This is a genomic window from Klebsiella sp. PCX, from assembly GCF_021869705.1.
In the GTDB taxonomy this organism is placed as follows: Bacteria; Pseudomonadota; Gammaproteobacteria; order Enterobacterales; family Enterobacteriaceae; genus Klebsiella; species Klebsiella quasipneumoniae.
The window spans coordinates 1,659,077-1,683,763 of sequence record NZ_CP091527.1 but is presented as its reverse complement, the minus strand read 5'-3'; the positions used below and the strand labels follow the sequence as shown (position 1 = coordinate 1,683,763).

Below are 24,687 nucleotides of genomic sequence, written 5' to 3'. Positions count from 1 at the left end.
TAACGCTCATTAAGAAATTCGCAAGCATCCAGATTAATCCTAATCACTTGGTGAATTTCTCAGCAACGTTCGCCATTGTACTGTTTTTGCCCGTGTTTTTTTCAACATTAGCTCAACCGTCAGCAGCTAATTCCAGTACACTGGAACTTTTACCCCTTTTGACAAAAACTGACAGGAGAAAGGATGCCCGGTCCATCCCGAAAAGCGGCGGCATGGTTGCCGATAGTGGTGATTTTAATCGCTATGACCTCGATTCAGAGCGGCGCATCGCTCGCCAAATCGCTGTTCCCGGTGGTCGGCGCCCCGGGGGTTACCGCCCTGCGCCTGGCGCTCGGGACGCTGATCCTGGTGGTGGTGTTCAAGCCCTGGCGGCTGCGTTTCTCTCCGGCCCAGCGCGTGCCGCTGCTGCTATACGGCCTGGCGCTCGGGGCGATGAACTATCTGTTTTATTTATCCCTGCAGCGTATTCCGCTCGGCGTGGCGGTAGCCCTCGAGTTTACCGGCCCGCTGGCGGTGGCGCTTTTCGGCTCGCGCCGCCCGCTGGATTTTGTCTGGGTGGCGCTGGCGATCCTCGGGCTGTGGTATCTCCTGCCGCTGGGCCAGAACGTGGCGCAGGTGGATTTAACCGGCGCGCTGTTCGCTCTCGGCGCCGGAGCCTGTTGGGCGGTCTATATTCTGACCGGCCAGCGCGCGGGCGAGGAGCATGGTCCAGCCACGGTGGCGATGGGGTCGCTTATCGCCTCGCTGGTCTTTGTCCCGTTAGGCATGGCGCAAGCTACCGATACGCTGTGGCAATGGTCGCTGCTGCCCCTGGGGCTGGGGATTGCCATTCTCTCCACTGCACTCCCCTACTCCCTGGAGATGATGGCCCTGACGCGCCTGCCGACGCGCACCTTCGGCACGCTGATGAGCCTCGAGCCGGCGCTAGCCGCCCTGTCCGGTATGGTCTTCCTCGGCGAAACCCTGAATCTCTCCCAGACCCTGGCGCTGGGCGCTATTATCATCGCCTCAATGGGCGCCACGCTGACCATGCAGCGGCAGAGCAAAATTAAGCAAGTCGATATCAATTAACATTCTGTTACGGCGGCGGCCCGCGCGAGTTACGGGCCCGCCAGCCTCCGCTAACCTTCTGACTTAGCTTGCTTTTTCAAATAGCCAACCACTTTACGCTATCGGAGTAATATGGCCTGCCGATGCCTCATACTTTAAAACCCTTGCTATACTTAGTCCCGAAGTTACCTGGGACAACGCTCCACATCATTCAGCTTTGAAGTGTGACGAGCATCAATATCAAGAGGATATGAAACGATGAGTACCGCTAAACTGGTTAAATCAAAAGCATCTAATCTGGTCTATACCCGCAACGATGTCGCTGACAGCGAAAAGAAAGCGACCATTGAGCTGTTGAATCGCCAGGTGATCCAGTTCATTGACCTGTCCCTTATCACCAAACAGGCACACTGGAATATGCGCGGTGCGAACTTTATCGCCGTGCACGAGATGCTGGATGGCTTCCGTACCGCGCTCACTGAGCATCTGGATACCATGGCGGAGCGCGCCGTACAGCTGGGCGGCGTCGCCCTGGGCACCACTCAGGTGATCAACAGCAAAACCCCGCTGCAGAGCTATCCGCTGGATATCCATCATGTTCAGGATCACCTGAAAGCGCTGGCGGACCGTTACGCGGTAGTGGCGAACGATGTGCGCAAAGCGATCGGTGAAGCCAAAGACGAAGATACCGCAGATATCTTCACCGCCGCTTCCCGCGACCTGGATAAATTCCTGTGGTTTATTGAAGCGAACATCGAGTAAGGCTTTGCCGTCGGCCGCAGCGCGGTCGACGGCGCCTTTGCTTTCCCATCCCAACCCTTGCTGTTTTTCCCCTCCGCCTTTCCCTCACCCGCTGCCCTTGCACCATTTCAGGGCGTCAAATTGATGAAAATGCGCACAAAAGTAAAACAATTGTAATAATCACCTCACACAATCGTTACACCGAGATTGTTTTCCCATCAGGGTTTGCGCTAAAAATGGGCTCGTTATTCAGCGACCACAGGATGCACCAAAATAACGCCCCGTTATGGTGCACTCTTTGCCTGAAATGATCGATATTGTGCAGCGGCTACCGCTTCGTTTGTTTAAAAACAACAGGTTGTAAAAGTGGCACGATTTTTTCATTAGGCTAGTCGTTCTCGCAGGGGATCGTCCCGTGGATATAAAAGGAAATGCTATGAAGTCTGTATTTAAAGTTTCACTGGCTGCACTGACCCTGGCTTTTGCGGTTTCTTCCCATGCCGCCAATAAGACCCTGGTTGTCGCCACCGATACGGCGTTCGTCCCGTTCGAATTTAAGCAAGGCGATAAGTATGTGGGTTTTGACGTTGACCTGTGGGCGGCCATCGCCAAAGAGCTGAAGCTCGACTACACCCTGAAGCCGATGGACTTCAGCGGCATTATCCCGGCGCTGCAAACCAAAAATATCGATCTGGCGTTGGCGGGGATCACCATTACCGACGAGCGTAAAAAAGCCATCGACTTCTCTGACGGCTACTACAAAAGCGGCCTGCTGGTGATGGTCAACGCCAATAATAACGACATCAAAGATGTGAAAGATCTGAACGGCAAAGTGGTCGCGGTGAAGAGCGGCACCGGCTCCGTTGACTACGCCAAAGCTAATATCAAAACCAAAGATCTGCGTCAGTTCCCGAACATCGATAACGCCTATATGGAGCTGGGTACCGGCCGCGCGGATGCCGTCCTGCACGATACGCCGAACATCCTCTACTTCATCAAAACTGCGGGCAACGGCAAATTCAAAGCGGTAGGTGAATCACTGGAAGCGCAAAACTACGGTATCGCCTTCCCGAAAGGCAGCGACGAGCTGCGTGAGAAAGTGAACGGTGCGCTGAAAACGCTGCGCGAGAACGGCACCTACAACGAAATTTATAAAAAATGGTTCGGCACTGAACCAAAATAATAAAAATGTCCTTCGCCGGGCGCAGGCCCGGCGACATCACAACGGTCTTCCGGCACAGACGCTGCGGAAGACCGTATTTTGGCGGAGGCTTTCCTCTGCTCTCGACACGGTAACAGGAACGTATTATGCAGTTTGACTGGAGTGCCATCTGGCCCGCCATTCCGATTTTGCTGGAAGGCGCCAAAATGACGCTGTGGATTTCCGTCCTCGGCCTGGCCGGCGGCCTGATCATCGGTCTGGTGGCCGGTTTCGCCCGCTGCTTCGGCGGCTGGATCGCCAACCACATCGCGCTGGTGTTTATTGAAATCATTCGCGGCACCCCGATTGTGGTGCAGGTTATGTTCATCTACTTTGCGCTGCCGATGGCCTTTAGCGATCTGCGCATTGACCCCTTCTCCGCGGCGGTAGTGACCATCATGATTAACTCGGGCGCCTATATCGCGGAAATTACCCGCGGCGCGGTGCTCTCCATTCATAAAGGCTTCCGCGAAGCGGGCCTGGCGCTCGGCCTGTCGCGTCGCGAAACCATTCGCCACGTGATCCTGCCGCTGGCGCTGCGCCGCATGCTGCCGCCGCTGGGCAACCAGTGGATCATCAGCATCAAGGATACCTCGCTGTTCATCGTCATCGGCGTCGCCGAACTGACCCGTCAGGGACAGGAGATCATCGCCGGCAACTTCCGCGCGCTGGAAATCTGGAGCGCCGTTGCCGTGATCTACCTGATCATCACCCTGGTCCTGAGCTTTATTCTGCGTCGCCTTGAAAGAAGGATGAAAATCCTGTGATTGAATTTAAAAACGTCTCCAAGCACTTTGGCCCAACCCAGGTGCTGCACGATATCTCTCTGAAAATCAATCAGGGTGAAGTGGTGGTCATCATCGGCCCGTCCGGCTCCGGTAAATCGACGATGCTGCGCTGTATCAATAAACTGGAAGAGATCACCAGCGGCGATCTGATTGTCGATGGCCTGAAGGTCAACGATCCAAAGGTGGACGAACGTCTGATTCGTCAGGAAGCAGGAATGGTGTTCCAGCAGTTTTACCTGTTCCCGCACCTGACGGCGCTGGAAAACGTGATGTTTGGCCCGCTGCGGGTACGCGGCGCCAGCAAACAGGCAGCGGAGAAGCTGGCGAAAGATCTGCTGGCGAAAGTCGGTCTGGCTGAGCGCGCGCATCACTATCCGTCTGAACTCTCCGGCGGCCAGCAGCAGCGTGTGGCCATCGCCCGCGCGCTGGCGGTGAAGCCGAAGATGATGCTGTTTGATGAGCCCACCTCCGCGCTCGACCCGGAACTGCGCCATGAAGTGCTCAAGGTGATGCAGGATCTGGCGGAAGAGGGTATGACGATGGTGATTGTGACCCACGAAATCGGCTTTGCCGAAAAAGTGGCCTCGCGACTGATCTTTATCGACAAAGGACGAATTGCCGAAGACGGCAATCCACAGGAGTTGGTGAACAACCCGCCAAGCCCGCGTCTGCGCGAATTCCTGCAGCACGTCGCCTGACCCACAACGGCTCTCTCCCTCGCGGAGAGAGCCGCTTTCCAGATTCCTCTTCCCTCCCCTTCCGCCAGCGGCTTCTATACTTACCCGTTTACGTTGCAACGGAGGTGCCCATGCCGTGGATCCTGCTTTTGCTCGCTGCGCTGTTTACTGCCCCGCTTTCCGCCGCCGCCCTGCCCGGCGTGCCGACCGCTAACGCCGATAAAACCAGCGCCAGCGAACCCGATGTAGAACAGAAAAGAGCGGCCTATGCCGCGCTGGCCGACGTGCTGGCCAACGACGCCGCCCGTCAGGAGCTCATTGACCAGCTGCGTAAAGCGGCCGCCACGCCGCCGCCCGACAGCACCCCGACGCTGACGCCGCCGGCGGTGAAAGAAGAGACCACCGTGCTGGAGAACGTCACGCAGATCAGCCGGGAATATGGCGATGAGCTCTCATCGCGCTTTTCCCAGCTGTGGCGCAATATTACCGGCTCGCCGCATAAGCCCTTTAATCCACAAACCTTTACCAGCGCCGCCTGGCATTTTTTACTGCTGGCCGGGCTGGTGTTTGCCTTCTGGTGGCTGGTACGCCTCGCGGCGCTGCCGCTGTATCGTAAAATGGGCGAATGGGGACGGCATAAAAACCGCGATCGCGGAAACTGGCTCCAGCTGCCGTTGACCATCGCCGGGGCGTTTATTATCGATCTGCTGCTGCTGGCGCTGACCCTGTTTGTCGGTCAGCTGTTGAGCGATCGTCTGGATGGCAACAACCCCACTATCGCCTTTCAGCAGAGCCTTTTCCTCAACGCCTTCGCGCTGATCGAGTTCTTTAAAGCCATCCTGCGGCTCATTTTCTGCCCGCGCATTCCAGCGCTCAGGCCCTTTAACCTCAGCGACGAGGCCGCCTCCTACTGGAGTCTGCGCCTGAGCGCCCTCAGCAGCCTGATCGGCTACGGCCTGATCGTCGCGGTGCCGATTATCTCTAACCAGGTGAATGTTCAGGTCGGCGCGCTGGCTAACGTCATCATCATGCTGTGCATTACGCTGTGGGCGCTGTATCTGATTTTTCATAACAAAGCGGTGATTACGCAGGGGCTGATCCATCTGGCTGACCGCTCGCTCTCCTTTTTTAGCCTGTTTATCCGCGCCTTCGCCCTGATCTGGCACTGGCTGGCCTGCGCCTACTTTGTGGTGCTCTTCTTCTTTTCCCTGTTCGACCCAGGCAACAGCCTGAAATTTATGATGGGCGCCACCCTGCGCAGCCTGGCGATTATCGGCGGCGCGGCGCTGGTGTCCGGCATCCTGTCGCGCTGGATAGCCAAAACCATCACTCTCTCCCCTGCCACCCAGCGCAACTATCCTGAGCTGCAAAAGCGGCTGAACGGCTGGATCTCCGCCTCGCTGAAGGCAGCGCGCATTCTCACCGTCTGTGTCGCCATAATGCTGCTCCTGAGCGCCTGGGGGCTGTTTGACTTCCGCGAATGGCTGCACAACGATGCCGGGCAAAAAACGGTGGATGTGCTGATCCGTATCGCTCTTATCCTCTTCTTCTCCGCTATCGGCTGGACGGTGCTGGCCAGCCTGATCGAAAACCGTCTGGCCTCGGATATCCATGGCCGTCCGCTGCCCAGCGCGCGGGCCCGTACGCTGCTAACCCTGTTTCGCAACGCGCTGGCGGTGGTGATCAGCACCATCACGGTGATGATTTTGCTCTCGGAGATTGGGGTTAATATCGCGCCGCTGCTGGCGGGCGCCGGGGCGTTAGGGCTGGCCATCTCGTTTGGCGCGCAAACCCTGGTTAAAGACATTATCACCGGCATTTTTATCCAGTTTGAGAACGGGATGAATACCGGCGACCTGGTCACCATCGGGCCTTTGACCGGCACGGTGGAACGGATGTCGATTCGCTCAGTGGGAGTGCGCCAGGATACCGGCGCCTATCACATTATTCCCTGGTCCTCGATCACCACCTTTGCCAACTTCGTGCGCGGCATTGGCTCGGTGGTGGCTAACTATGACGTCGATCGCCATGAGGATCTGGATAAAGCCAGTCAGGCGCTGAAGGCGGCAGTGGACGATCTGCTGGCCCAGGAGGAGATCCGCGGCCTGATCATTGGCGAACCGTCGTTCGCCGGGCTGGTGGGGTTGAGCAATACCGCCTTTACGCTGCGCGTCAGCTTCACCACCCTGCCGCTGAAGCAGTGGACGGTGCGCTTTGCCCTTGATACCCAGGTGAAAAAGCACTTCGATCGCGCCGGGGTTCGCGCCCCGGTACAGACCTGGCAGCAATTGCCGATGCCGGGCGCCGACAGCCCGGCCGTGGAGTAGTTAGAACGGACAGCGGCGTTTGGCGTCGTCCATAAAGCTCCAGGCGATAAAGCGGCTCTGCTTTTGCCCCTGGGCCATCTCTTTTTTCACCACTTTCACTGCCCCGACCTCGGTCAGCAGGCGGTAGAGCGGCGGCAGATTGTCGCCGCGCGACACCAGCGAGGTAAACCATTTCACCTGGTGGGCGAAGGCCTGACTTTCGCGGATCATCTGCGAGATAAAGGCCACTTCGCCCCCCTCGCACCACAGCTCCTGCTGCTGACCGCCAAAGTTAAGCCCGCTGTCGGCGCCGAGTCCGAGATTGCGGCGCTTGCGCTCGCCGCCCGCCCGGGCGCTCTCTGCGGAGTCATGGAACGGCGGATTGCACAGGGTGGCGTCATAGGTCTCGTTTTTGTGGATCACGCCGTGGAAGATGGCCTGGCTCTCTTTTTGCCGACGCAGACGGATCTGCCGGGTCAATCCCGGGTTGCCATTAACAATCGCCTGCGCGCTGGCGAAGGCTTCCGGGCTGATTTCGCTGCCGGTAAAGCGCCAGCCATATTCGTGAACGCCGATCAGGGGATAGATGAGGTTGGCGCCGGTGCCAATATCGAGGATCGTGGCTTGCTTCGGCACTTCGCCGCTGTCCCCGGCCAGCAGATCCGCCAGATGATGAATATAATCGGCCCGCCCGGGCACCGGCGGACAGAGAAAACCGTCAGGAATGTCCCAGTGTTTGACCGCGTAGAAATGCGCCAGCAGCGCTTTATTCAACGCCTTAACCGCCTGCGGATTGGCAAAATCAATGGTCTGCTCACCCCGCGGATTGAGCGTAATGTATCCCTGCAGGTCAGGATGCGCCTGGCAGAGCGCGGGCAGGTCGTAGCGTTGATGGTGGCGGTTACGCGGGTGTAACCCCGGTTTCTGGGCTTTCATGACAATCTCCTTTGAACAGCCGCGTAAGATACCCGTTGACGGCGGCGCGGTAAATAAGGGAGTCTGGATATCTCCTTTATCCGTGACAGGTGCAGCATGTACTTTTATCAACCTTCGCAGGGCCACGGCCTGCCGCATGACCCGCTGAACGCGATAATCGGGCCTCGCCCGATAGGCTGGATCGCCTCGCAGGACGCCGAGGGCCAGCGTAATCTGGCGCCATACAGCTTTTTTAACTGCTTTAACTATCGTCCGCCGATCATTGGTTTCGCCAGCAGCGGCTGGAAAGACAGCGTGCGAAATATCGTCGAAACGAAGGAGTTCGTCTGGAACCTGGCGACGCGCCCGCTGGCCGAAGCGATGAACGAAACCTCCGCCTCGATCCCGCACCATGAGGACGAATTCGTGCGCGCCGGGCTCACCGCCGCCGCCAGCCGCCTGGTCAAGGCCCCCCGGGTGGCGGAGAGCCCGGTGAACTTTGAGTGCCGCCTGTCGCAATGTATTCAGCTCGCCACCGCCGACGGCAACCTTGTCGATACATGGCTGGTGCTCGGCGAAGTGGTCGCCGTGCATATCGATGAATCACTGCTGGATAACGGCATCTATCAAACCGCCCGCGCTCAGCCGATCCTGCGCGCCGGAGGTCCGAGCGCCTATTACAGTATTGATGACAGCCTGCGTTTTGACATGATCCGCCCGGACGCCCGCTAAATAATTTACCGGCCAGAGTATCGCTACCCTGCGCCGGTAGCATGCAAAACGCCTTGTTTTTGCATAAAAAATTCCCTGCTGCGCGGTCTGGAAAGGCCTACACTTAAGCTATGTCCCATGCTGTTTATGAGGATATGCTGATGAAAATCACCTCGCTGCTGTTTGCCGCTGCGCTTGCCGCTCAGGCCAATGCGGCCTCTTCCCTGCCGCTGACACCTGAACTGCCCTATGACGGGCCACTGCGCCCTGTCGGCACCGTCTCCGCCTCCGGCGCCCCTACCCTTGACGACCTGGTTGCTGCCCTCGCGGATAAGGCCCACCGCCGTGGGGCGATAGCCTGGCGGGTCAATGCCGCCAGCAGCGGTAACCGGCTGTACGGTTCAGCTATAATTTATCAATAACCTTTTACAGGAGGCAGACGATGGCATCAGGTTGGGCAGGCGACGGCGCCGTTCAGGATCAGATCGACAGCACCATTGACGATGCGGTGGCTCGCGCCCGCCGCGAGCTTCCACGCGGCGAAAGCAACAAATTTTGTGATGAATGCGGAGAACCGATTCCGGAGGCTCGCCGACAGGCTATTCCTGGCGTCAGATACTGCGTGAAGTGCCAACAGGAGAAAGATTTACATAACAATACATTTTCAGGATATAATCGCCGTGGTTCCAAGGATAGCCAGCTACGCTGACTTTCCTTTACCGTTCATGACAGCTTTTCGCATTATCTTTTCGCGCACACTTTTTGGCGATAAATGTCGCAATATGTGCCCTTAAGCGTGCCGGTCTCCCTCGCTCCGCCATCAGACGAAAAGAATCAGAAATAATTTATTAATAATCAGTAAATTATTAGTCATTCAAAAAAATCGATGAAGACTGTGAATTTCCTTCGATTTTATCTCCCGCAAAAAAGCGTGATACTTATCACATCGACGGAACATCGTCCCCTGAACAGAACAACCTGCGAGAGATTAACTATGAAAAACATCAAATATGCTGCCGCTGCCATCGCTCTGACCGCCCTTTCCTTCGGCGCCTTTGCCGCCGAGCCGGTTACCCCCGCTCAGGCTGAAAGCATGAATAAGATCGGTGTGGTGTCTGCGCAAGGCGCAACCACATTAGATGGTCTGGAAGCGAAACTGGCTGCTAAAGCCGAAGCCGCTGGCGCAACCGGCTATAGCATCACTTCCGCTAACACCAACAACAAACTGAGCGGTACCGCGGTTATCTATAAATAATCGCAACTAAACCCTGTAAGCCACTGAATTAACCCTGAAAAGACCTTTAATACCCTTGCCTTGCCCGTCCGAGCCACCGGACGGGCTTTTTTTTTATCCTGCCGACCCGCTCACCAGCAGTCGTTGACGCGGCTGAGACCCTGCTCAAGGGTTGAGACCTCGCCGCAGGCCAGCAGACAGCAGGCGAGCTGGATCTTCAGCGAGTGGGGTACCGGTTCGACGCCGGCGACGCAGCGCTCGATCCAGCGCGCGGTCACTTCGGGATCTTTCGAGGCCGGCAGAATAACTTCCGCCGCCGCCTCGGTCTGGCGGTCGCACAGCACCCGCACGCCCTGGTCATCAATCAGGCTGATCTGCGGGCAGCGCTGCGGGTTGGCGTACACTTCGCCTTCGGTACCGTGCATCAGCAGCGCGCGGCCACCGGTCTCGCGAAAGAAGCCCGCCACCCGGGGAACATATTCCGGATGCGACACGCTGGAGAGGCGTAGCGCCTCCCCTTCGCCAAACGGCGTGGCCAGTTTGGCCAGCGTATGGGCGCTGTTGCGTACGCCCATCCGCCAGCGCATCGCCAGCTGTTTCTCCAGCGGCGGGCAGAAGGCGCCCACCGGGATATACACCGGTTCATGCCCCTCCAGCTGCGCCTGCGCCTGACCGGCATGCCGGGTAGCCGGAATGTCCAGCAGGGTAAAAATGGTCTCGGTCAGCACCCGGGTCGGATCGTGACTGACGCCGTGAACCACGACCGGAAACCCCAGCTTATGCAGGAGCATCGCCAGCAGCGGCGTCAGGTTCGCCTGCTTGCGCGCGCCATTGTAGCTGGGGATAACGATCGGCATCGGCTTGCCTGCCGGCGGGGTCAGGCGCAGCGTATGCTGCTGCATCGCGGCGTAAAAGCCTTTCATCTCCGCTTCGCCTTCGCCTTTGATGCGCAGGGCGATTAATATTCCTCCCAGCTCCAGCTCCGGCACCTCGCCGTTCAGCATCCGCGCGTAGAGCGCACGGGCGGTCTCTTCATCCAGGTCGCGGGCATGATTCTTACCGCGGCCCACCTCTTTTATAATTTTGCTGTACTCCATGGCTCCCCCTGGTGCAACGCGCCGTCGTCAGCGACGTTTGCGGCCTGTCTGTTTTGCTGTCTGTTTTGCTTTCCGTTTTACTATAACCTCCGGAACGCCCGGCTGCTCAATGGGAAAAACAGGTAACGCGTTCAGTAGACGCGCGCCGTAGTTTTTGGTCAACAGACGCTTATCGTAAATCACCACCTCTCCCCAGCAGTGATGGCTACGGATCAAACGCCCCACCTGCTGAATAAGATTAAAGGAGGCGCTGGGCAAACTCTGTACCTCGAAGGGATAACGATTGAGGCTTTTCAGCCATTCGCCTTCGGTGATCACTACCGGGCTGTCGATGGGCGGAAAGGCGATTTTATGGATATGTACCTGGCTTAACAGATCGCCCTTTAAATCGAGACCTTCGGCAAAGGACTGCAGGCCCACCAGCACGCTGCGCTCGCCGCTTTCCACCCGTTTGCGATGCAGCTCCACCAGCCGGTAACGCGGCTGGTCGCCCTGCACCAGCAGCATCAGACGCAGGTCGGTCACATGCTCCAGGAAGCGATTCATCGCTCGCCCACTGGCAAACAGCACCAGCATCCCGAGATGCTTCTTGCTCTCCACCTGCTGGCGAAAATAGGCCGCCATCTCGGCAATGTGCTGCTCTTCGTTATCCATCAACGGTTCATAGCGCATTTGAGGAATAATAATTTTCCCCTGCTCCACGTGGTTGAACGGCGAATCCAGCGCCACGAAGCGGTCACCCGCTTTTTCCTTCAGGCCGCTCATCTCCTGCAGGCGCGAGAAGCTGTTAAGAGAGCGCAGCGTCGCTGACGTCACCACGATATGCGGCACGCTGCGCCACAGCAGCCGCTCAAGCTGATCGCTGACGCGGATGCCGACGCAGTGGAACCAGACGTGGATCTGGCCGTCTCGCACTACCCGCGTCGCCCATTTGGTCACCGGCGCGCCAGAGGACTGCGCCAGCGACGCCAGACGCCACAGCTTGCTTTGGCTTTCAAACATGCCGAGGGCGCGGTTCATCTGCAGCAGCACCCGATGCAGACGCACCACGTCATGGCTGCCGGTCTTTTCGCTGAGATCGTTAAGAAACAGCTCCGCCAGCCCGCGCAGCGTCTCGGTGAGCTTCGCCAGCCGCTGGCAGATCTCCATCACCTCCTGCGGCAGTTCGCCCATCGGGAAGCGATGCTCCGCTTCCTGGCCGGCGGGCATGTAGAGATTGAGAATATTATTCAACGACGCAATCAGCTCGAACAGCTCTTCGCAATGGCCGGCGAGCCGCTCCGGATTGGCCAGCGGCGGCGTGGTTTTCGGGCGGAACTGCTCCATGCAGGTAGCCACCAGCTTGCAGAACAGATCCAGCTGCAGGCGAAACCAGGGGGTGGTGATCTCGGCGCTCATCTCCAACGCGTCGCGGGCGACGTCCGGCAGATGATGGCCTTCATCAAGGACCAGCAGCAGGTTTTTCGGCTCCGGCAGCACCGCCTCGCTCTCCATCGCCGCCATCACCAGCGCATGGTTGGCTACCACCACTTCCGCCTCCTGAATTTCCCGCCGCGCCACAAAGAACGGACACTCGCGATAATAGTGGCAGTTGCGGTTCAGGCAGCTGGCCTTATCGGTGCTCAGCCGGCTCCATAGTCCATCGTCGATGGGTTTGTCGGTATGGTCGCGCAAGCCGTCCCAGCGATAGCTGTCAAGGTCCTGCTTCAGCGTCGCGCACAGTTTCTGCTCCGCCTGGTTGTTCGGGGTGAGATCGTCGTCGAGGAAAGCCAGCAGATCCTGCTGCGTCGGCTCGGTGCTGGCCAGCGCCGCCAGGTTGCGCGGGCAGACGTAGCGTCCGCGACCAAAGGCGGCGGTGAAGCGCAGGTCGGGGATAATCTTGCGCAGCAGCGGCAGGTCTTTACTGTAGATTTGATCCTGCAGGGCGACGTTGGCGGTGCTGACCACCAGCGTTTTTTGTTCCTCACGGGCGATGGCAATGCCAGGGATAAGGTATGACAGCGTTTTACCGACGCCGGTCGGCGCTTCGATAGCCAGATGCCTGCCCTCATCCCCGGCGAGGGTTTTCGCCACATCAGCGATCATCTGCCGCTGCGGGGGGCGGGGAATAAAGTCCGGGATCTGTTCCTGAAGCGCCTTATACCAGGCGGCGATTTGCGCTTTCAGCGCAGCGGTCAAAGCCATGAGAAAACCTGAATACTGTATAAACAGCCACTATTGTGCCATTTTTACCCGTCCGGAGGTATTGCTTTCTGCTGTGTGTGGAAGCGTGCTCGACAAATAGTGTAATGGAAAGAAAAAGGCCCGCCGCCGCGTAGCGGACAGACGGGCCTGAGCCGTGCTTAACCGCGTTATCGCGGCCCGGGCATCAGCCTGTTATTCGCCAGCCGGTTTACGCGGGCGACGGCGGCGCGGCGGTTTGCCGTCCTGAGTGCGCGCTTTCGGCGCCTCGCCGTCCTGACGACGCGGGGCGCTGCTCTGGCTGCGCGGCTGTCCGCTGCGCCCCTGCCCCTGGCCGCCGCGTCCCTGCCCCTGACCACGACCGCCGCCGCGCTGCTGGCGACCGTTCTGGATAGGTTCGGCTTTAATCGACGGGTCCGGCTCATAGCCGGCAATCGCGATGCGCGGAATCTCTTTTTTCAGCAGGCGCTCGATATCGCGCAGCAGCTTGTGCTCATCGACGCACACCAGCGACAAAGCTTCGCCGGTGGCCGCCGCGCGACCGGTACGCCCAATACGGTGGACATAATCTTCCGGCACGTTCGGCAGCTCGTAGTTCACCACGTGCGGCAGCTCTTCGATATCCAGTCCGCGGGCGGCGATATCGGTCGCCACCAGCACGCGAATGCCGCCGGATTTAAAGTCGGCCAGCGCGCGGGTACGCGCCCCCTGGCTCTTGTTGCCATGGATCGCCGCGCTGCGGATGCCGTCTTTGTTGAGCTGCTCCGCGAGGTGGTTGGCGCCATGCTTGGTGCGGGTAAAGACCAGCACCTGCTGCCAGTTGCCTTCGCCGATAAGCTGCGACAGCAGTTCGCGCTTGCGGTTCTTATCAACAAAATGGACGTGCTGGGTGATCTGCTCGGAGGCGGTGTTGCGACGCGCCACTTCCACTTCCAGCGGGTTGTGCAGCAGTTTCTCCGCCAGGCCTTTGATCTCGTCGGAGAAGGTCGCCGAGAACAGCAGGTTCTGCCGACGCGGCGGCAGTTTAGCCAGTACGCGGCGGATGTCATGGATAAAGCCCATATCCAGCATGCGGTCCGCCTCATCCAGTACGAGGATTTCCACTTTATCGAGGCTGACGGCGTTCTGATGTTCGAGGTCCAGCAGACGGCCCGGGGTGGCGACGAGGATATCGACGCCGCCGCGCAGCTTCATCATCTGCGGGTTGATACTCACGCCGCCGAACACCACCAGCGAGCGAATATTCAGATATTTGCTGTAATCCCGCACGTTCTCGCCCACCTGCGCCGCCAGCTCGCGGGTCGGGGTCAGGATCAGCGCGCGCACCGGACGACGGCCCTTCGCGTGCGGCTCGTTCTGGATCAGGCGCTGCAGCAGCGGCAGAGTAAAGCCCGCCGTTTTACCGGTGCCGGTCTGGGCGCTGGCCATCAGGTCGCGGCCCTGCAGTACCGCCGGGATCGCCTGCTGCTGGATAGGGGTCGGCTCAACGTAGCCCTGCTCAGCGACAGCGCGCAGGATATCGGGATTCAGGCCAAGGGAATCAAAAGACATAACAACTCCGAACCGCCCCGGCCCGGTGAAGGGCGTAGTTTTCAGGGAGATTATTGCGATAAGAGATGGCAAAAACCACAATGCCATGAAGGGGCGCAGTCTAGCAGATTTTGTGACAGGCCGCATAAAATCTGTAAAAGAATGCCGCGCCTGGCTGGCGGGAGGAAGAAGGCCGCTGAGAGCGCTCAGCGGCCAGGCGCGTCGCCGCAGCGCGGTTAACGCAGACGATACTTAATCTTTTCGACGATCTTCGCGGTGGAGATGCCGTAGCGATCGTGGAGGGTCGGCAGCGCGCCGGCCAACAGAAACGCGTCAGGCAGACCAACGGTATCCATCTCGCAGCGAACCCCCTTGCGCATCAGCAGGGCGGCCACCGCCTCCCCTAACCCGCCGACAGCGGTGTGGTTTTCGGCGGTGACCACCAGCCGACCCGGCTTCGACGCCTGTTCAATAATCGCTTTTTCATCCAGCGGTTTGATGGTCGGCACGTGCAGGACCGCCACGCTGATATTATCGGCCCGCAGCTTTTCAACCGCCTCCAGGGCGCGCATGGTCATCAGCCCGGAGGAGATAATCAGCACGTCGTTGCCGTCCTCCAGCAGCTTCGCTTTGCCCAGTTCGAACTGATAGTCGTATTTATCCAGCACCAGCGGCACCTTCCCGCGCAGCAGACGCATATACACCGGACCCTGGTGATCGGCAATGGCCGGTACCGCCTGCTCAATCTCCAGCGCATCGCAGGGATCGACGATGACCATGCCGGGGATACCGCGCATGATCGCCAGATCTTCGGTGGCCTGATGGCTGGGGCCATAGCCGGTCGTCAGGCCCGGCAGCGCCGCGCAGATCTTGACGTTCAGATGTTCTTCAGCGATCACCTGATGAATAAAATCATAGGCGCGACGGGTCGCAAAGGCGGCATAGGTGGTGGCGAAGGGAATAAATCCCTCCTTCGCCATGCCTCCCGCCGCCGCCATCAGCAGCTGCTCCGCCATTCCCATCTGGAAAAAACGATCCGGGAAGGCCTGGGCGAAAATATGCAGGTCAGTATATTTTGACAGGTCCGCGGTCATACCGACGATTTCAGGGCGCTGCGCCGCCAGTTTCGACAGCGCGACGCCAAAGGGCGCAGAGACGGTCGCCTGGCCTTCATCGGCAATCGAAGCAATCATCGCCGACGTTTTTAAACGGGGTTTACTCTGGCTCATTACAGCACTCCTTCCGGTTTGTTAGCGTCCAGCACCGCAATCGCTTTTTGCCATTCGTCGGCATCGACGCGAATAAAATGGTTCTTATCGCGGGTTTCGAGGAACGGCACCCCTTTGCCCATCAGCGTGTCGCATAAAATGACCCGCGGCTGGTTGCCGGAATAACTTTTCGCGTTGTCAAAGGCGGCCATCACCGCCGGCAGATCGTTACCGTCTACGCGCTGTACGTACCAGCCGAAGGCGGCCCATTTATCCTGCAGCGGCTCAAAGCCGAGGATCTTGCGTGAATCGCCGTCGGCCTGCTGTTTGTTGACGTCGACAAGGTTAATCAGATTGGTCAGGCCATAGTGAGCCGCCGACATCGCCGCTTCCCAGGTCGAACCTTCGTCCAGCTCCCCATCGGACATCGAGTTGTAGACCCAGGCTGTGCTCTGTTTCTGCCGCAGCCCGAGCGCCATGCCGACGGCGATAGACAGCCCCTGCCCCAGTGAGCCGCCGGACATCTCCATCCCCGGCGTGTAGGTCGCCATGCCGGACATCGGCAGGCGGCTGTCGTCGGAGCCGTAGGTTTCCAGTTCCGCTTCCGGAATAATGCCCGCCTCCAGCAGCGCGGCATAATAAGCGATAGCGTAATGGCCATGAGAAAGCAGGAACCGATCGCGCCCCTCCCACTCAGGATCTTCCGGGCGATAGGTCATGGCGTGGCTGAAGGCGGTAGCCAGCACATCGGCATATCCCAGCGCCTGGCCAATATAGCCCTGCCCCTGCACTTCCCCCATTTGCAGGGCGTAGCGGCGGATACGCCACGCCGCCGCAGCGACTTTTTGTGATTCGGTGATCTTCATCTCTGTGCCTCGCTTAGTGAATTAACATGCCGCCGTTAACATCCAGGGTGATACCGGTGGAGTAGGAAGAGAGGTCGCTGCCGAGGAACAGCGCGGCGCGGGCGATGTCCACCGCGTCGCCGAGGCGGTTCATCGGAATGCCGGCAAGAATATTGGCCGTCATGTCGTCCGTCAGCTTGCCGGCGGTGATGTCGGTCTGAATCAGCCCTGGGGTAATGCAGTTAACGCGGACGTTATCCGGGCCAAGTTCGCGCGCCATCGCTCGCGCCAGGCCGAGCACGCCGGCTTTTGCCGCGCTGTAGTGCGGACCGCCGAAGATACCGCCGCCGCGCTGGGCGGAAACGGACGAGATGCAGACGATGCTGCCGGATTTTTGCGCCCGCATCGTGGGGATCACCGCCTGCGACATCAGCAGCGTGCCGCGCAGGCTGACATCGAGCACCGCGTCATAGTTGGCGCGCTTGATGTCCATCAGCTTCAGCGGCTGGGTGATCCCGGCGTTATTGACCAGCACATCGACCCGGCCGTATTTCGCCAAAATTTGTTCGATGGCCACCTGCACCTGCACTTCGTCGGCGACGTTCGCCGCCAGGCCGAGATGGCCTTCGCCCAGTGCCGCCGCGGCGGTTTTACTGGCTTCGCCATTGAGGTCGATAATGACCACTTTCGCGCCGTTTTCGGCGAATAATTTCGCAGTCGCAAAACCCAAACCGCGTGCGGAGGCCGCGCCAGTAATAATGGCGACTTTATCTTTTAATAACATAGTTTCACTCCATGACATTACGTCATATTAATTAACAGGATCTATTTTCGTTATTGTGGCTCATCGAGGAAAAGAATCACCACCAACCCCAATGCGGCGCAGATACCAAAATAGGTAAATACAGAATTAAAGCTCCCCGTCTTATCCAGTAAGAAACCGGCCACCATCGGCGCTACAAATCCGCCGAGGTTACCGCCGCTATTTATAATAGAAGAGGCAATGGGATAAGTTTTCGTATCCGAAACCGCCATACCGTAGGCGGTAAAAGCCGGCCAGCCGATATTCAAACAGAAACCGACAAAGAATAAACCAATACAGACCGCCAGGGTGCTTGCCGGTATATTTAGCATAATTAACATCATGACTACGGTTGATACCGCTGTGAATATCATGGTGGGTTTGCGCCGGCGGCCTAATAATTTATCCGAAATCCATCCGCCGCCAATCGCGCCAATAAAGCCGCCAATGCACGGCATACTGGCTACGAAGCCCATACTCATCACATCGAAACCGCGCTCTTTCACTAAATACAGCGGAATCCAGGTTAATAACCCATATAACACGCTGACCATCATAAAATAGGCCAGGCAGTCTCCGAGAATATTTTTTGAGGTAAATAAGCCCTTCGCCGTATCCACAGGCGCCATTTTTTTCACCCGAATAATTTTATCCAGCCAGGTGAAGCGATCGGCGATTAATATATTTTCGCGTACACCGTCGTTATGATGGCTGTCGCGCCCGGCGTTAATCTCTGCCAGTTCGCTTTGAGATACAAATCCGCTCTCCGCAGGCTTTGACTTGACCAACAGGTACCACGCTATCGCCGCCACGATCCCGGGAATGGCAAAGGAGAAAAAGACCCACCGCCAGCCCCAGGTCACCGCAATCCACACCGCCAGCGGCGGCACGATAATCGGCGCAAACATGGTCGCCGCAATGTAAACGCCGGTTGCTGTGGCTTTCTCTTTCGGCGGAAACCAGTTATTTATCGTCGACGCCAGCCCCACCGGGCAGGGACCTTCGCTCAGCCCCAAGCCCAGCCGCACCAGCTTCAGGCCAAACACGGAGCTCACCGTGCCCATCAGCCAGGTAAAAGCGGAAAAGCCGAAAATGGATAGTGAAACCAGCCCCCGGGTGCCGCGTCTGGCGATGAAAAAGCCGGCCGGGATCTGGCTGACCGCATAGCCGAGGAAAAACATACTGGCAATCGCCCCGGCCTCAAAATTATTGATATGAAATTCATCAATGATAAACGGCAGTACCGCGCCGATATTCGTTCTGTCGGCGTAATTGATGGCATACACCAGGAAAATCATCGTCAAAACCACAAAACGATATTTTGTTTTCCTGGCGTCAGTACAGACCAGCGTATCTATACGTGACATAGGGTTTCCTCATCTTATACCTCATCCACTTCGCCGTAGGTTGCCGTCTGGGTCGCCGCGTTTCACGCGCCCCGGCGCAACAAGAGAGACATGTCTTTTTGCACAGCGAAACAGGTGGTTAGGTGTTTTATTATTGCGATCCAAGCGCATCGCAGTTTGTGATCAGGCCTGTGAGGGGAATATAACAACCCAAAAATGAAACGGTATTCAAAAAAGCTCAATTATGATTGAGAAAAATTGAGTTAGTGACTCCCCGCAAATTTTTAGCGTTTACTGAGAGGCGTGCTTTTAACGAGATAAATTGTTAAGCCCATCACAAATTAAAATGGTTTTTTCGCTTTTCCCTGGGCTGTTCATCACGGCTGCGCCACGCTGTTCGCCATTTTCTTTTATTCGCGCCCCGCGCAGGATGCCGCCATGAGTCAACCACTGCCCAATAAAAATCTGCCGATGCCCTCTTTACGCAATATCCAGGCTTTTATTGAAGTCGCCGCGACCGGCAGCCTCAACCTGGCGGCAGAGAATCTCAACATTACCGCCTCGGCGGTCAGCCATCAGATAGCCAGTCTTGAGCACTTGCTGGGAAAAAAACTGTTTTCCCGCAGCAGCAAAGGCGTGATGTTAACCACGGTGGGAGAAAAATATCTTAAAGAGGTCTCCGCAGCGCTGAATATGATTGGCCAGGCCACCAGCCAGGTGATCAACGATATTCATCAGGATTATTTACGCATTCACTCGGCGCCGAGCTTCGGCCTGCTGTGGCTAATGCCGCGGCTGGATAAATTCCGTCAGGCGTGGCCGGAGCTAAAAATCAGCCTCACCTGCTCTTACGAAAGCATTCAGTTTTCCCGGGATAATATTGATATCGATATTCGCCACGGGCTGTCGCAGTGGCCGACGCTGCTGGTCAGAACCATTAAAAATGAGTGCGTCCTGCCCTACAGCGCCGCCTCTTATTTAACCCGCCATGCGGTTCACGCCCCGGAAGATCTGCTGGCCTGCGATCTGATCCATTCCGACAGCACCTTAATTAACTGGAGCAACTGGCTGTCGTGGCACAAGGTCCGCGGCTGGCACAAAAACTTTATTTTTAATTTCGACCGGTCGTACATGAGCATCGAGGCGGCCCGGATGGGGATGGGGGTGATCCTGGAAAGCAATCTGCTGGCCGGCGGCCATGTGCGCCAGGGACAGCTGACGCCGGTGTTTGCCGACGAACGGAGCATGCCGGTCGGCGCGCACCACTTCGTCCTTCCCCACGCTAATGAACAGAAGGAAAAAGTGCAGCGCTTCTTCGCCTGGGTCGCCGGGGAGCTAGAGGAAGACGGCTTTCATATTTAGCCCTGGCGGGTGGACAAAGCGCCAGTCGACGCCTAAAGTTAATCAATCGATTGATTAATTTTTAAGAGCGCGATGACCAGTAAAGGCGAACAGGCAAAAAGTCAGCTTATCGCGGCCGCTATCGCCCAGTTTGGCGAGTATGGCCAGCACGCCACCACCCGCGACATCGCCGCCCAGGCCGGGCAGAATATCGCCGCTATCACCTACTATTTTGGCTCGAAAGACGACCTGTATCTCGCCTGCGGCCAGTGGATCGCCGATTTTATCGGTGACAATTTTCGCCCGCACGCCGAAGCGGCGGAGGCTCTGCTCGCCGGAGAGTCGCCGGATCGCCAGGCGATCCGCGCCCTTATCCTCAGCGCCTGCCATAACATGATCCTGCTGCTGACCCAGGAGGATACGGTCAACTTGAGCAAATTTATTTCCCGGGAACAGCTGGCGCCCACCGCCGCGTACCATCTGATCCACCAGCAGGTGATCGCCCCCCTGCACCACTATCTCACCCGGCTAATCGCCGCCTGGACCGGCCGCGATGCCGGTGATACGCAAATGATCCTTCATACCCACGCCCTGCTGGGCGAGGTGCTCGCTTTCCGTCTCGGGCGTGAAACTATCCTGCTGCGCACCGGCTGGACGCAGTTTGACGCGCAAAAAACCGAACAGATTTTTGAGGTCATTACCTGTCATATCGATTTCATCCTGCATGGGTTATCGCAAAGGAGTTTGGGCTGATGAAAAAACCCGTCGTCGTCATTCTGCTGATCGTGATTCTTCTCGCCGCGCTGGGCGGCGGCTGGTGGTGGTACCAGAGCAGCCGGCAGCAGCCGCTGACCCTGTATGGCAATGTCGATATCCGCACCGTCAATATGAGCTTCCGCGTCGGCGGCAGGCTGGCCTCGCTGACCGTCGACGAAGGCGACAGCATCCGCGCCGGGCAAACCCTCGGCGCGCTTGACCGAGCTCCCTATGAAAACGCCCTGCTGCAGGCGCAGGCCAACGTCTCCACCGCCCAGGCGCAGTATGACCTGATGATGGCCGGCTACCGCTCGGAAGAGATTGCCCAGGCCGCGGCGGCGGTAAACCAGGCGCAGGCCGCTTACGACTACGCGCAAAACTTTTATCAGCGCCAGCTGGGTTTACGCGCCAGCAGCGCCATTTCCGCCAACGATCTGGAGAACGCCCGCTCCTCGCGCGACCAGGCGCAGGCAACGCTGAAGTCAGCGCAGGATAAACTGCGTCAATACCGCGCCGGCAACCGTCCGCAGGAGATAGCCCAGGCCAAAGCCAGCCTCGAACAGGCGCAGGCGGCGCTGGCGCAGGCCAAACTGGACCTGCACGATACGGTGCTGACCGCCCCTTCCGACGGCACGCTGATGACCCGCGCCGTCGAGCCCGGCACCATGCTCAACGCCGGCAGCACGGTGCTGACGCTGTCATTAACCCATCCGGTATGGGTCCGGGCCTACGTTGATGAGAAAAACCTCGGCCAGGCGCAGCCGGGACAAGAGGTGCTGCTCTATACCGACAGCCGGCCGGATAAGCCCTATCACGGCAAAATCGGCTTTGTCTCGCCAAGCGCTGAGTTCACGCCGAAGACCGTTGAAACGCCGGATCTGCGTACCGACCTCGTTTATCGTCTGCGTATTGTGGTGACCGATGCCGACGGCGCGCTGCGCCAGGGGATGCCGGTGACCGTCTCCTTTAACCACGGGAACGGACATGAGTGAGGCCGTCATCGCCTTAAACGGCCTGAGCCGCCGTTTCCCCGGGATGGACAGGCCAGCGGTGGCGCCGCTGACCTGTACGATCCGCGCCGGCTACGTCACCGGGCTGGTAGGCCCCGACGGCGCAGGGAAAACCACCCTGATGCGGATGCTCGCCGGGTTGCTCAAGCCTGATGAGGGCAGCGCCAGGGTGATCGGCTTTGATCCGCTAAAAGACGACAGCGCTCTGCACGCGGTGCTCGGCTATATGCCGCAGAAGTTCGGCCTGTATGAAGATCTGACGGTGATGGAAAACCTGACCCTGTACGCCGACCTGCGCAGCGTCACCGGCGAGGCACGGAAGAAAATTTTCGACCGCCTGCTGGATTTTACCGCCCTTGGCCCGTTCACCGAACGGCTGGCGGGCAAGCTCTCCGGCGGTATGAAGCAAAAACTGGGGCTCGCCTGTACCCTTGTGGGTGACCCGAAGGTGCTGCTGCTGGATGAACCCGGCGTCGGCGTCGACCCGATCTCCCGCCGCGAGCTATGGCAGATGGTGCACGAGCTGGCCGGCGACGGCATGTTGATCCTGTGGAGCACCTCTTATCTCGATGAAGCCGAGCAGTGTCGCGATGTGCTGCTGATGAACGAAGGCAAATTGCTTTATCAAGGAGAGCCGACGGCCCTGACGCAAACCATGGCCGGGCGCAGCTTTCTGGTCTCCAGCCCGCAGGAGAACAACCGCCGCCTGCTGCAGCGGGCGCTGAAGCTGCCGCAGGTTAGCGACGGCGTGATTCAGGGCAAATCGGTGCGTCTGATCCTGAAAAAGGAGGCCCGCATCGATGAGGTTCAGGAACATGACGATATGCCGCCGCTGCAGGTGGCAGACACCGCGCCGCGCTTTGAAGACGCCTTTATCGACCTGCTCGGCGGCGCCGGCACCGCCGAATCGCCGCTGGGGGCGATTATCCATCGCGTTGACGGCAGTAAAGACGAAACGGTGATTGAGGCGCAGTCGCTGACGAAAAAATTTGGCGATTTCGCCGCCACCGACCACGTCGATTTCCAGGTCAAGCGCGGCGAGATCTTCGGCCTGCTCGGCCCCAACGGCGCCGGGAAATCCACCACCTTCAAAATGATGTGCGGCCTGCTGGTGCCCACCTCCGGCAAAGCGCTGGTGCTGGGGATGGATCTTAAGGTCAGCTCCGGCAAGGCGCGTCAGCATCTGGGCTATATGGCGCAAAAATTTTCGCTGTACGGCAACCTCAGCGTCGAGCAGAACCTGCGCTTTTTCTCCGGCGTGTACGGCCTGCGCGGCCGGGCGCAAAATGACAAAATCGCCCGCATGAGCGATGCCTTCGGTCTGAACAGCATTGCCCGCCACGCCGCCGACGAGCTGCCGCTCGGCTATAAGCAGCGGCTGGCGTTGGCCTGCTCGCTGATGCATGAGCCCGACATTCTGTTTCTCGACGAACCCACCTCCGGGGTCGATCCCCTCACTCGTCGCGAATTCTGGCTGCATATCAACAGCATGGTGGATAAAGGGGTGACGGTGATGGTCACCACTCACTTTATGGATGAGGCGGAGTATTGCGACCGCATTGGGCTGGTCTATCACGGCAAGCTTATCGCCAGCGGCACCCCGGACGCGCTGAAGGCCCAGGCGGCGGATGACAACCAGACGGACCCGACCATGGAGCAGGCGTTTATTACCCTGATTAACCGTTGGGATAAGGAGAATGGCCATGAGCAGTAACCTTCTCTCCTGGCGACGGGTCCGCGCCCTGTGCGTGAAAGAGACCCGGCAGATCGTCCGCGATCCCAGCAGCTGGCTGATTGCGGTGGTGATCCCGCTATTGCTGCTGTTTATCTTCGGCTACGGCATTAACCTCGACTCCAGCAAGCTGCGGGTGGGGGTTCTGCTGGAGCAGCAGAGCGAAGAGGCGCTGGATTTCGTCCATACCATGACCGGCTCACCCTACATCGACGCCACCGTCAGCGATAATCGCCAGCAGTTAATTCAGCTGATGCAGGCCGGTCGCATCCGCGCCATGGTGGTCATTCCGGTGGACTTCGACCGCCAGATGGCCCGCCCCGGCGCCAGCGCGCCGCTCCAGCTCATCACCGACGGCAGCGAGCCCAATACCGCTAACTTCGCCCAGGGCTACGTGGAGGGGATCTGGCAGATCTGGCAGCAGCAGCGGGCGGAAGATCGCGGCGAGACCTTTGAACCGCTGATCGACGTGCAGATGCGCTACTGGTTTAACCCGGCGGCTATCAGCCAGCACTTTATTATCCCCGGGGCGATCACCATTATCATGACCGTAGTCGGCGCGATACTGACCTCGCTGGTGGTGGCGCGGGAATGGGAGCGCGGCACCATGGAGGCGCTACTGTCGACGGAGATCACCCGCGCCGAACTGCTGCTGTGCAAGCTCATTCCCTACTACTTCCTCGGCATGCTGGCGATGCTGCTGTGTATGCTGGTGTCAGTATTTATTCTCGGCGTGCCCTATCGCGGTTCGCTGCCGATCCTGTTTGTCATCACCAGTCTGTTTTTGCTCAGCACCCTGGGGATGGGGCTGCTTATCTCAACCATTACCCGCAACCAGTTTAACGCCGCGCAGGTGGCGCTGAACGCCGCGTTTTTACCGTCGATTATGCTGTCCGGGTTTATTTTCCAGATAGATAGTATGCCGGCGGTGATCCGCGCCGTGACCTACGTGATCCCGGCGCGCTATTTCGTCAACACCCTGCAAAGCCTGTTTCTGGCGGGCAATATTCCAGTGGTACTGCTGGTGAATGTGCTGTTTTTGATTGCTTCGGCGGTGATGTTTATCGGTCTGACATGGTTGAAAACCAAGCGGCGTCTGGATTAGGTTTTGCCCGGTGGCGCTGCGCTGACCGGGCCTACGGTTTAACCAACATCGATTATACGGTTCGCCGATCCTCCCAGGCCGGGCAAACGCAGTGCCGCCCGGCGTTGTTGA

General features: G+C 58.5%; 24 protein-coding genes. 15 read left to right on the top strand and 9 right to left on the bottom strand.

Features of this window, described 5'->3' with window-relative positions; genetic code table 11:
• The first annotated feature begins 183 nt into the window (after positions 1 to 183).
• From rhtA to ybiO, 6 genes are all read left to right on the top strand, one after another.
• Positions 184 to 1,071, top strand: coding sequence for a threonine/homoserine exporter RhtA (gene rhtA, locus GQR96_RS07890; protein WP_004886203.1), 888 nt, complete (start codon positions 184 to 186; stop codon positions 1,069 to 1,071).
• 237 nt (positions 1,072 to 1,308) lie between these two features.
• Positions 1,309 to 1,812: a DNA starvation/stationary phase protection protein Dps gene (dps, locus tag GQR96_RS07885; RefSeq protein WP_004886200.1), complete on the top strand. Its 504-nt coding sequence runs from the start codon at positions 1,309 to 1,311 to the stop codon at positions 1,810 to 1,812.
• A gap of 415 nt (positions 1,813 to 2,227) precedes the next feature.
• Positions 2,228 to 2,974 carry a glutamine ABC transporter substrate-binding protein GlnH gene (gene glnH / locus GQR96_RS07880; protein ID WP_004886198.1) on the top strand — a complete coding sequence of 249 codons (747 nt, stop codon included), beginning with the start codon at positions 2,228 to 2,230 and terminating at the stop codon, positions 2,972 to 2,974.
• Between the two features lie 125 nt (positions 2,975 to 3,099).
• Complete coding sequence (gene glnP / locus GQR96_RS07875; protein WP_002895837.1) at positions 3,100 to 3,759, top strand: glutamine ABC transporter permease GlnP; 660 nt, start codon at positions 3,100 to 3,102, stop codon at positions 3,757 to 3,759.
• Positions 3,756 to 4,478, top strand: a complete 723-nt coding sequence (gene glnQ, locus GQR96_RS07870) for a glutamine ABC transporter ATP-binding protein GlnQ (RefSeq protein WP_004212183.1) — start codon at positions 3,756 to 3,758, stop codon at positions 4,476 to 4,478. Before glnP ends, glnQ begins: the two co-directional genes overlap by 4 nt.
• A 110-nt stretch (positions 4,479 to 4,588) precedes the next feature.
• Positions 4,589 to 6,784 (top strand): mechanosensitive channel protein, encoded by a 2,196-nt coding sequence (gene ybiO, locus GQR96_RS07865; protein WP_004886194.1) that lies wholly within the window; start codon positions 4,589 to 4,591, stop codon positions 6,782 to 6,784.
• Here the strand turns inward: ybiO and rlmF are convergent, their stop codons facing one another.
• Positions 6,785 to 7,699 carry a 23S rRNA (adenine(1618)-N(6))-methyltransferase RlmF gene (gene rlmF / locus GQR96_RS07860; protein ID WP_069734259.1) on the bottom strand — a complete coding sequence of 305 codons (915 nt, stop codon included), beginning with the start codon at positions 7,697 to 7,699 and terminating at the stop codon, positions 6,785 to 6,787.
• Positions 7,700 to 7,795: 96 nt separating this feature from the next.
• On the opposite strand from rlmF, the gene GQR96_RS07855 reads away from it, so the two are divergent.
• The 4 genes from GQR96_RS07855 (at position 7,796) to ybiJ (ending at position 9,644) form a co-directional block, all read left to right on the top strand.
• Positions 7,796 to 8,410 (top strand): flavin reductase family protein, encoded by a 615-nt coding sequence (locus GQR96_RS07855; protein ID WP_023320023.1) that lies wholly within the window; start codon positions 7,796 to 7,798, stop codon positions 8,408 to 8,410.
• Positions 8,411 to 8,550: 140 nt separating this feature from the next.
• Positions 8,551 to 8,811, top strand: a complete 261-nt coding sequence (locus tag GQR96_RS07850; RefSeq protein WP_025999233.1) for a YdgH/BhsA/McbA family protein — start codon at positions 8,551 to 8,553, stop codon at positions 8,809 to 8,811.
• Positions 8,812 to 8,831: 20 nt separating this feature from the next.
• A complete protein-coding gene (locus tag GQR96_RS07845) occupies positions 8,832 to 9,098 on the top strand; it encodes a DksA/TraR family C4-type zinc finger protein (protein WP_002895824.1) in 267 nt (88 codons plus the stop codon).
• A 285-nt stretch (positions 9,099 to 9,383) separates the two neighbouring features.
• Positions 9,384 to 9,644: a DUF1471 family protein YbiJ gene (ybiJ, locus tag GQR96_RS07840; RefSeq protein ID WP_004176772.1), complete on the top strand. Its 261-nt coding sequence runs from the start codon at positions 9,384 to 9,386 to the stop codon at positions 9,642 to 9,644.
• A 110-nt stretch (positions 9,645 to 9,754) separates the two neighbouring features.
• On the opposite strand, the gene ybiB is transcribed toward ybiJ, so the two are convergent.
• From ybiB to GQR96_RS07800, 8 genes are all read right to left on the bottom strand, one after another.
• Positions 9,755 to 10,720 carry a DNA-binding protein YbiB gene (ybiB, locus tag GQR96_RS07835; protein ID WP_004886183.1) on the bottom strand — a complete coding sequence of 322 codons (966 nt, stop codon included), beginning with the start codon at positions 10,718 to 10,720 and terminating at the stop codon, positions 9,755 to 9,757.
• Between the two features lie 27 nt (positions 10,721 to 10,747).
• Positions 10,748 to 12,904 carry an ATP-dependent DNA helicase DinG gene (dinG, locus tag GQR96_RS07830; protein WP_065878974.1) on the bottom strand — a complete coding sequence of 719 codons (2,157 nt, stop codon included), beginning with the start codon at positions 12,902 to 12,904 and terminating at the stop codon, positions 10,748 to 10,750.
• A gap of 192 nt (positions 12,905 to 13,096) precedes the next feature.
• Positions 13,097 to 14,452, bottom strand: coding sequence for an ATP-dependent RNA helicase RhlE (gene rhlE / locus GQR96_RS07825; protein WP_004886179.1), 1,356 nt, complete (start codon positions 14,450 to 14,452; stop codon positions 13,097 to 13,099).
• Between the two features lie 215 nt (positions 14,453 to 14,667).
• Entirely contained in the window at positions 14,668 to 15,660 is a 993-nt protein-coding gene (locus GQR96_RS07820; RefSeq protein WP_017900160.1) for a transketolase family protein, read from the bottom strand.
• Positions 15,660 to 16,505, bottom strand: coding sequence for a transketolase (locus GQR96_RS07815; RefSeq protein WP_017900161.1), 846 nt, complete (start codon positions 16,503 to 16,505; stop codon positions 15,660 to 15,662). The genes GQR96_RS07820 and GQR96_RS07815 overlap by 1 nt, the downstream gene beginning before the upstream one ends.
• A gap of 13 nt (positions 16,506 to 16,518) precedes the next feature.
• Complete coding sequence (locus GQR96_RS07810; protein ID WP_065878973.1) at positions 16,519 to 17,268, bottom strand: SDR family NAD(P)-dependent oxidoreductase; 750 nt, start codon at positions 17,266 to 17,268, stop codon at positions 16,519 to 16,521.
• Between the two features lie 50 nt (positions 17,269 to 17,318).
• Entirely contained in the window at positions 17,319 to 18,653 is a 1,335-nt protein-coding gene (locus tag GQR96_RS07805; protein WP_004886173.1) for an MFS transporter, read from the bottom strand.
• 288 nt (positions 18,654 to 18,941) lie between these two features.
• Positions 18,942 to 19,079 (bottom strand): hypothetical protein, encoded by a 138-nt coding sequence (locus tag GQR96_RS07800; protein WP_032431308.1) that lies wholly within the window; start codon positions 19,077 to 19,079, stop codon positions 18,942 to 18,944.
• On the opposite strand from GQR96_RS07800, the gene GQR96_RS07795 reads away from it, so the two are divergent.
• The 5 genes from GQR96_RS07795 to GQR96_RS07775 are packed head-to-tail and all read left to right on the top strand — an operon-like array spanning position 19,071 to position 24,576.
• A complete protein-coding gene (locus tag GQR96_RS07795) occupies positions 19,071 to 19,994 on the top strand; it encodes a LysR substrate-binding domain-containing protein (protein WP_065878972.1) in 924 nt (307 codons plus the stop codon). The genes GQR96_RS07800 and GQR96_RS07795 overlap by 9 nt on opposite strands.
• Before the next feature lie 57 nt (positions 19,995 to 20,051).
• Positions 20,052 to 20,726: a transcriptional regulator CecR gene (gene cecR / locus GQR96_RS07790; RefSeq protein WP_085956527.1), complete on the top strand. Its 675-nt coding sequence runs from the start codon at positions 20,052 to 20,054 to the stop codon at positions 20,724 to 20,726.
• Complete coding sequence (gene hlyD / locus GQR96_RS07785; protein ID WP_017900166.1) at positions 20,726 to 21,721, top strand: secretion protein HlyD; 996 nt, start codon at positions 20,726 to 20,728, stop codon at positions 21,719 to 21,721. The genes cecR and hlyD overlap by 1 nt, the downstream gene beginning before the upstream one ends.
• On the top strand, positions 21,714 to 23,453 hold the full coding sequence (locus GQR96_RS07780; protein ID WP_032455747.1) for an ATP-binding cassette domain-containing protein: 1,740 nt from the start codon (positions 21,714 to 21,716) through the stop codon (positions 23,451 to 23,453). The genes hlyD and GQR96_RS07780 overlap by 8 nt, the downstream gene beginning before the upstream one ends.
• Entirely contained in the window at positions 23,443 to 24,576 is a 1,134-nt protein-coding gene (locus GQR96_RS07775) for an ABC transporter permease (RefSeq protein WP_004886164.1), read from the top strand. The genes GQR96_RS07780 and GQR96_RS07775 overlap by 11 nt, the downstream gene beginning before the upstream one ends.
• The last annotated feature ends 111 nt before the right edge of the window (positions 24,577 to 24,687 follow it).

Excerpts from the sequence above, each read along its gene's own strand:
- ybiB (WP_004886183.1), bottom strand. The coding sequence starts at position 10,720 with ATGGAGTACAGCAAAATTATAAAAGAGGTGGGCCGCGGTAAGAATCAT.
- rhtA (WP_004886203.1), top strand. The coding sequence starts at position 184 with ATGCCCGGTCCATCCCGAAAAGCGGCGGCATGGTTGCCGATAGTGGTG.
- GQR96_RS07820 (WP_017900160.1), bottom strand. The coding sequence starts at position 15,660 with ATGAGCCAGAGTAAACCCCGTTTAAAAACGTCGGCGATGATTGCTTCG.
- dps (WP_004886200.1), top strand. The coding sequence starts at position 1,309 with ATGAGTACCGCTAAACTGGTTAAATCAAAAGCATCTAATCTGGTCTAT.
- GQR96_RS07815 (WP_017900161.1), bottom strand. The coding sequence starts at position 16,505 with ATGAAGATCACCGAATCACAAAAAGTCGCTGCGGCGGCGTGGCGTATC.
- GQR96_RS07795 (WP_065878972.1), top strand. The coding sequence starts at position 19,071 with ATGAGTCAACCACTGCCCAATAAAAATCTGCCGATGCCCTCTTTACGC.
- dinG (WP_065878974.1), bottom strand. The coding sequence starts at position 12,904 with ATGGCTTTGACCGCTGCGCTGAAAGCGCAAATCGCCGCCTGGTATAAG.
- GQR96_RS07855 (WP_023320023.1), top strand. The coding sequence starts at position 7,796 with ATGTACTTTTATCAACCTTCGCAGGGCCACGGCCTGCCGCATGACCCG.
- GQR96_RS07805 (WP_004886173.1), bottom strand. The coding sequence starts at position 18,653 with ATGTCACGTATAGATACGCTGGTCTGTACTGACGCCAGGAAAACAAAA.
- GQR96_RS07810 (WP_065878973.1), bottom strand. The coding sequence starts at position 17,268 with ATGTTATTAAAAGATAAAGTCGCCATTATTACTGGCGCGGCCTCCGCA.
- rhlE (WP_004886179.1), bottom strand. The coding sequence starts at position 14,452 with ATGTCTTTTGATTCCCTTGGCCTGAATCCCGATATCCTGCGCGCTGTC.
- GQR96_RS07775 (WP_004886164.1), top strand. The coding sequence starts at position 23,443 with ATGAGCAGTAACCTTCTCTCCTGGCGACGGGTCCGCGCCCTGTGCGTG.
- GQR96_RS07850 (WP_025999233.1), top strand. The coding sequence starts at position 8,551 with ATGAAAATCACCTCGCTGCTGTTTGCCGCTGCGCTTGCCGCTCAGGCC.
- rlmF (WP_069734259.1), bottom strand. The coding sequence starts at position 7,699 with ATGAAAGCCCAGAAACCGGGGTTACACCCGCGTAACCGCCACCATCAA.
- GQR96_RS07845 (WP_002895824.1), top strand. The coding sequence starts at position 8,832 with ATGGCATCAGGTTGGGCAGGCGACGGCGCCGTTCAGGATCAGATCGAC.
- glnP (WP_002895837.1), top strand. The coding sequence starts at position 3,100 with ATGCAGTTTGACTGGAGTGCCATCTGGCCCGCCATTCCGATTTTGCTG.
- ybiO (WP_004886194.1), top strand. The coding sequence starts at position 4,589 with ATGCCGTGGATCCTGCTTTTGCTCGCTGCGCTGTTTACTGCCCCGCTT.
- glnH (WP_004886198.1), top strand. The coding sequence starts at position 2,228 with ATGAAGTCTGTATTTAAAGTTTCACTGGCTGCACTGACCCTGGCTTTT.
- GQR96_RS07780 (WP_032455747.1), top strand. The coding sequence starts at position 21,714 with ATGAGTGAGGCCGTCATCGCCTTAAACGGCCTGAGCCGCCGTTTCCCC.
- hlyD (WP_017900166.1), top strand. The coding sequence starts at position 20,726 with ATGAAAAAACCCGTCGTCGTCATTCTGCTGATCGTGATTCTTCTCGCC.
- ybiJ (WP_004176772.1), top strand. The coding sequence starts at position 9,384 with ATGAAAAACATCAAATATGCTGCCGCTGCCATCGCTCTGACCGCCCTT.